This is a genomic window from Mesorhizobium sp. P5_C1 (assembly GCF_054049815.1).
The window spans coordinates 1-567 of sequence record NZ_JBFULQ010001386.1 but is presented as its reverse complement, the minus strand read 5'-3'; the positions used below and the strand labels follow the sequence as shown (position 1 = coordinate 567).

The 567-nt window shown below is 58.2% G+C and carries 1 protein-coding gene; it reads right to left on the bottom strand.

Translation table 11 applies throughout. The features are described 5' to 3' along the window. Nucleotides 1–186: 186 nt before the first annotated feature. Nucleotides 187–480, bottom strand: coding sequence for a hypothetical protein (locus tag ACXJ7R_RS35955; RefSeq protein WP_457155921.1), 294 nt, complete (start codon nt 478–480; stop codon nt 187–189). Nucleotides 481–567 lie beyond the last annotated feature (87 nt).

Below are 567 nucleotides of genomic sequence, written 5' to 3'. Positions count from 1 at the left end.
AGGTTCCACTCTGTTCGATCCCGGTAGACTTGACATGTGCTTCGCGCTAGCTCGTCTCTTCCCGGAAATCCTGCAGCGAGGCATGCCGCAGATCCTCCTCGCCGCGTAGGTGCTTTACACGGCCCGATCAGACCCGGCTTCTCCTCCTCGATCCGCACCGATCTGCTTGAAGCGCGCGGCGATGGTTCAGCAGCGCGCAACTGTCTTTTCCATCTGGCCAGCGGCGGCACCCTTCGCGTCGACTGTCGCCTGGCCAGGCGCCGAAGACTGTGCACTGCCGGTCTGCTGGCCGGTGGCACAATCTTTTGCCGCATTCGGTTTCGACGTGCCGCCCGTTATGGTGGGGTCGACCTTCATGCCGCCGGCCGCACCATAATTTGTTCTGATACCGTGTTTTTGTTGAACGGGCGTGGCGGCTTGTGACAACGACAGCCCAGCCGACAAAGCGATTACAACTGATGTGAACATAAGCCGTTGCATGATATTTCTCCCGGTTTGAGCGCTATGCGACTTGGGGTGTTGGTTTGCCCCTGCTGACTAAAGAACTATTAGCTGCCTCTAATGTTC

Excerpts from the sequence above, each read along its gene's own strand:
- ACXJ7R_RS35955 (WP_457155921.1), bottom strand. The coding sequence starts at position 480 with ATGCAACGGCTTATGTTCACATCAGTTGTAATCGCTTTGTCGGCTGGG.